This is a genomic window from Acidovorax sp. GW460-11-11-14-LB4, from assembly GCF_059423685.1.
This window is the reverse complement of record NZ_JBWKYJ010000128.1, coordinates 1-5,500: the sequence shown is the minus strand read 5'-3', so window position 1 is coordinate 5,500 and position 5,500 is coordinate 1. Positions and strand designations below refer to the sequence as shown.

Sequence of the window (5,500 nt, the reverse complement as noted above, 5' to 3'; positions counted from 1 at the left end):
GGGGGGGGGGGCGGGGTGGGCACTCCCTGCGCTGCCGTGGTGCATCTCATGGGCTGTGCCAGGCGGCTTTCCATGGGGCATGCCGTGTTGCATGCCCTGGTGGTGGTGTGGCATGGGGGCTGCTGCGGAGGCTGCGGGCGCGGGGGGCGGTGCGGAACCGCGCTGCGCCTCCCAGGCCACGATGTCCGCATGGCCGCGCGGGAACGCGCCCACGGCCTCGTGTGCCTGGCGCCAGGCCTGGGGAGTGGGCAAGGCGTCCACCAGCGGGGGCTGCGGTGGCATGGCCGTGTAGGGCAAGGGGGCCGTCGGCGCATCGGCGCGGGTGGCGTCGGGTGAAGCTGGGCCCTGGGCTTGCGCCAGCAAGGGCGACAACAGGGCGAGACAAGCCAGTCGCATCGACCACGATGGCCCGGGCGACGGCGAGGAGAGAAAAATAGCAGGGGCGCGCATGGCGATCTCCAGACAACGAACGAAAAAACACGGCGCTGCCGCCCGATGGGCCCCGTGGTGCGGGGTCAATCAGGCCGTGGCAGACGCACTTCGGGCGTCGGAGGTCAGGCGATGGGTGGTTTGATGGCCAGCGCTGCGGGGGCGCTGTCAAACTGCGCGGAGGCCAGGGGCAGCAGGGCTCCGGCGGGCAGGGGGGCGGGGGTCAGCGATGCGGGCAGGCCCAGCATGGCCGAATGGCAAATTTCGCAGGCCGAGCAACTGGCACTGTGGTGGTCGTGGTCGCTGTGAGTCGGGCAGCCCGTGCCGTGGTCCTGGCACGCTGCAGCATGGCTGGCACTGTGGTCGAGGGCGGGTTCGGCAGCCGGGCTGCCATGGTGCGCATGGGCGTCGGCGGCCTCGGCCTGGGCAAGGATTACGGACTGATCGTGGGGGTGGCTGTGGTCGTGGCCCATGCCTTCCGCCATGGGCTGATGGACCACCGTGTGCTGCGCCGGGCCTGCGGGCAGCAGCGGCGCCACAATGCCCGCCGCCATGGCCGTGCCTGTCAGGCCCCGAAGGACCAGCACCACCATCAGCAGGAAGAAAAAGCCGCGACGCATGCTTCAATGATACGGCGGGGCGGCCCAAGGTTCCACAGGCACGCCCTTTTCTGGCCCGGCGCGCCGGGGCAACCGGCCAAGGACCGTGAGGGCAAACCCGCGCAAATCGTGCATGCCTTTTTGGAACATGGGCAGTACCATGTGATGAAACACGTCGGTTCTCACCTGTCCATTTTTTCGCAGGTCCCGGCCACTGTGTTTCCAAGCGTCTTTCTCTTGCACAGAAAGGTCGGTATGCCCCCATGGGTCGCTGGAATGTGGAGCACCTTGTCCGCGCGGATTCGCTGGCTGGTGCTGTGGGCCACGCTGCCGGCGGTGCTGCTGGTGGTGTACCAGGCACGGACCCACCGCACAGACGCGATCGCCGCCGCCGAAGAGCGTGCGCTGCAGACCCTGCAGTCGGTGGCCGGCACCCAGCAACGGCTGATTCAGAACACCCGCCGGTTTCTGCAGCAGCTGGCCGCCATGCCGCAGGTGCACGACCCCGCCGCCCCCCAGTGCGGGCGCTACCTGGCCGAAGTGCTGTCGCTCAACACCACCTACGTCAACATTGGCGTGCCACGGGCGGATGGTGAGCTGCTGTGCAATGCGCGGCCGCTGAAGGCGCCCGTCAATGTGGCCAACCGCCCGTATTTTCAGCAGACGATCTCTGGGCGGGACTTTGCGGTGGGCAGCTTCCAGGTAGACCGCGCTGCCCAGGTGGCCAGTGTCAACTTTGCCTACCCGGTAATTCCACCGGGCACGCAAGACGTGGTGGGGGCCGCCGTGGCGGTGGTGTCGCTGGAGTGGTGGAGCCTGCGGCTTACCGACCTGGGGCTGCCGGACGGCGCGGTGGCCCGCGTGTCCGACCCCGACGGCCGTGTGTTAGCGCGCTACCCGCCCGATGCCAGCGAGCTGGGGGCTCCATTTGCCGATGCCGAGTTCCGCGCCCTGGTGCTGCAGACCCCGCAGGGGCAGCGCCAGCGCACGCGCGCAGATGGCAACCCTGAGCTGGTGGTGTTCCAGCCACTCATCGAGGCGGGCGGTAAGCCCGTGGCCACCATGAGCCTGGCCGTGCCGCTGGACAACCTGTACGCCGCGGCCAACCGCCGCATGTGGACCGAGATGGCGTTCTTGCTGGGTGGCCTGGTGCTGTCCTTTGCCGTGGCGCAGGTGGGTGTGCGGCGCGGCGTGATGCGGCCCCTGCGGCGCCTGCTGCACGCCACGGACGAGCTGGCCGAGGGGCGCTATGTGTCGCGCGTGCCCGCCACGGGTCTGCAGGAGCTGACCGAGCTGGGCCGCCGGTTTGACCGCATGGCGCTGACGCGACAGAAAGCCGAGGCCGAACTGCGCCAGAGCGAAGAAAACCTGGCCATCACGCTGCTTTCCATCGGCGATGGCGTGATCGCCACCGATGCGCAAGGCCGCATCACCCGCATGAATGTGGTGGCCGAGCGCCTGACAGGCTGGCCGTTGGCACAGGCCATGGGCCAGCCGTTGCCCGAGGTGTTCCGCATCATCAACACCGGTACCCGCGAGCCGCAGGTGGACCCGGTGCAGCTGGTGATGGACCGGGGCCAGGTGGTGGCATTGAGCAACCACACCACCCTGCAGGCCCGGCATGGCGCCGAGTACCACATTGCCGATAGCGCCGCTCCCATTCGCAACTCCCAGGGGCAGATCGTGGGGGTGGTGCTGGTGTTCAGCGACGTGAGCGAGTCCTACCGCGTGCGCCGCAAGCTGGAGGACAACGAGGCGCGTTTTCGCACCCTCACCGCGTTGTCGTCCGACTGGTACTGGGAGCAGGACGCGCAGTTTCGCCTCACGCATGTGGAAGGCCGGGCCGATGACCGGCTGGTGCAGGAGGCCGCGCTGCACATGGGCAAGACGCGCTGGGAGCTGGCTGCACCGGGCATGAGCGACGCGCTGTGGGAAGAGCACCGCGCGCTGCTGGAGCGCCACCAGGAGTTCCGCGACTTCGAGTTCGAGCGCCGCGACCAGCAGGGCTGCTCGTACTGGGTGTCCATCAGCGGCACGCCCGTGTTTGATGAAGACGGTGTGTTTTGTGGCTATCGGGGCGTGGGCAAGGACATCTCCGCCCGCAAACGCGACGAGAACGAGTTGCGCATCGCCGCCATTGCGTTCGAGTCGCAGGAGGGCATGATCGTTACCGACGCGGGCACCCTCATCCTGCGCACCAACCGCGCGTTCAGCCGCATCACCGGCTACGGCGCCGACGAGGTGGTGGGCCGCCGCACCAGCCTGCTGGCCTCGGGCCACCATGACAAGGCGTTTTTTGATGCCATGTGGGCCAGCCTGGCCAGCACCGGCGAGTGGAAGGGCGAGCTGTGGAACCGCTGCAAGAGCGGCGAGGTGAACCTGCACTTCATGGCCATCACCGCCGTGACGGACCAGCACGGGGTGCTGACGCACTATGTCGCCACCCTCAGCGACATCACCCAGCGCGCGGCGGCGGCGCGGGAGATCGAGCACCTGGCGTTCTACGACCCGCTCACCCACCTGCCCAACCGCCGCCTGATGATGGACCGCCTGCAACAGGCGTTTGCCACCAGTGCGCGCGCGGGCCTGCAAGGGGCCCTGCTGTGCCTGGACCTGGACCACTTCAAGACCCTGAACGACACCCTGGGCCACGACATGGGCGACGTGCTGCTGCAGCAGGTGGCCCAGCGGCTCACGGCCTGCGTGCGAGAGGGCGACACCGTGGCACGGCTGGGCGGCGACGAGTTTCTGGTGCTGCTGGAAGACCTGGGCGCCCTCGCCACCGACGCTGCCGAGCAGGCGCAGGCGGTGGGCGAAAAGATTCTGGCCGCGCTCAACCAGCCCTACCAGCTCGCATCGCACCATGTGCACAGCACCACCAGTGTGGGCGCAGTCCTGTTCAGCGGCCAGGGACAGACGGTGGAAGATGTGGTCAAGCACGCCGACCTGGCCATGTACGCCGCCAAGACCGCAGGGCGCAACGGTATCCGCTTTTTTGACCCGCGCATGCAGGCCGCTGTCACCGCCCGTGCGGCGCTGGAGAACGACCTGCGCACGGCCCTGGAACAGGGCCAGTTCACACTGCACTACCAGGTGCAGGTGGGCTGCGGCAAGCATGTGGTGGGGGCCGAGGTACTGATCCGCTGGAACCACCCGGCGCGCGGCATGGTGCCGCCGTTCGAGTTCATCCCGCTGGCCGAAGAGACCGGGCTGATCCTGCCCATCGGCCTGTGGGTGCTGCAGACCGCCTGCAGCCAGCTGCGCCGCTGGCAGGACGACCCTGCCACGGCCGACCTGCAACTGGCGGTGAACGTGAGCGCGCGCCAGTTCCGCCAGGCCGACTTCATGGAGCAGGTGGTGGCCGTGCTGCGGCAGACCGGCGCGCGACCCGACCGCCTGAAGCTGGAGCTGACCGAGAGCCTGGCGCTGGACAACGTGGACGACACCATCGCCAAGATGAATGCACTGCGCGCGCTGGGCCTGCGCTTTTCGATGGATGACTTTGGCACCGGCCAGTCGTCGCTGTCGTACCTCACGCGGCTGCCGCTGGACCAGCTCAAGATCGACCAGAGCTTTGTGCGCAACATTGGCATCCAGCACACCGACGCGCTCATCGTGCAGACCATCATCGGCATGGCGCAGAGCCTGGGCATCGACGTGATTGCCGAGGGGGTGGAGACCGAGGCGCAGCGCGCGTTTCTGGAGCGCCACGGCTGTACGCTGTGGCAGGGCTACCTGTTCAGCCGCCCGGTGCCCATCGAGGTGCTGGAGCACCGGCTGCACAGTGGGCTGGGCTGGCAGGTGTCCACGTAGAAAGTGTGTCTCTGCAGGGCGCTCAACCGCCCTTGGCCGAAACCTACACCGCCATGTAGCGGCCCGGCCGGTGGTTCATGGCCAGCACCAGGTTGAGCGCCACGGCGCCCGCAATGGACCAGGCCACGCGCACGGGCTCCACCGTCCACAGGGCCAGCAGCACGATGCAGCAGTCCACCGCCATCTGCACCTTGCCTGCGCGCCAGCCGTAGCGGTCCTGCAGGTACAGCGCCGCAATGCCCACGCCGCCCAGGCTGCAGCGGTGGCGGAACAGCACCAGAAACCCCGTGCCGGTGATCAGCCCGCCCGCAATGGCGGCATACAGCGGCTGCAACTGCGCGAATTGCAGCAGTTGCGACTGCAGCTCGGTCAGCAGCGACAACAGCAGCACCGCGATGAAAGTCTTGACGGTGAAGGCCCGGCCCAGCTTGCGCAGCGCCAGCCAGTAAAACGGCAGGTTGAGCACAAAGAAGATCTTGCCAAAGCCGATGCCCGTGGCGTAGTGCAGCAAAAACGCCAGCCCTGCCGTGCCACCCGTGAGCAACCCCGCGCTGGTGAAAAACGCCACCCCCACCGAGATCAGAAGCACCCCGGTGAAGATGGCCACGGCGTCTTCCGTCAGGCTGTGGGGCACGACCAGCGGGGCGGGGGCTGTGGGG

The 5,500-nt window shown here is 68.1% G+C and carries 4 protein-coding genes; 1 reads left to right on the top strand and 3 read right to left on the bottom strand.

Translation table 11 applies throughout. The annotated features are described in order from the left end of the window. Together AC07X4_RS23680 and AC07X4_RS23675 are read right to left on the bottom strand one after the other, a co-directional pair. Positions 1 to 450 (bottom strand): hypothetical protein (locus tag AC07X4_RS23680; protein WP_494741510.1); only part of this gene is annotated, 450 nt, incomplete at its 3' end. 104 nt (positions 451 to 554) lie between these two features. Then, complete coding sequence (locus tag AC07X4_RS23675; RefSeq protein ID WP_494741509.1) at positions 555 to 1,049, bottom strand: hypothetical protein; 495 nt, start codon at positions 1,047 to 1,049, stop codon at positions 555 to 557. A gap of 234 nt (positions 1,050 to 1,283) precedes the next feature. Here AC07X4_RS23675 and AC07X4_RS23670 point away from each other — a divergent pair, with 234 nt between their 5' ends. After that, positions 1,284 to 4,841 (top strand): EAL domain-containing protein, encoded by a 3,558-nt coding sequence (locus AC07X4_RS23670; protein ID WP_494741508.1) that lies wholly within the window; start codon positions 1,284 to 1,286, stop codon positions 4,839 to 4,841. 43 nt (positions 4,842 to 4,884) lie between these two features. Here the strand turns inward: AC07X4_RS23670 and AC07X4_RS23665 are convergent, their stop codons facing one another. Further along, the gene (locus tag AC07X4_RS23665) at positions 4,885 to 5,481 is read right to left on the bottom strand and encodes a YitT family protein (RefSeq protein ID WP_288853587.1); all 597 of its coding nucleotides are present in this window, start codon (positions 5,479 to 5,481) and stop codon (positions 4,885 to 4,887) included. Positions 5,482 to 5,500: the final 19 nt, after the last annotated feature.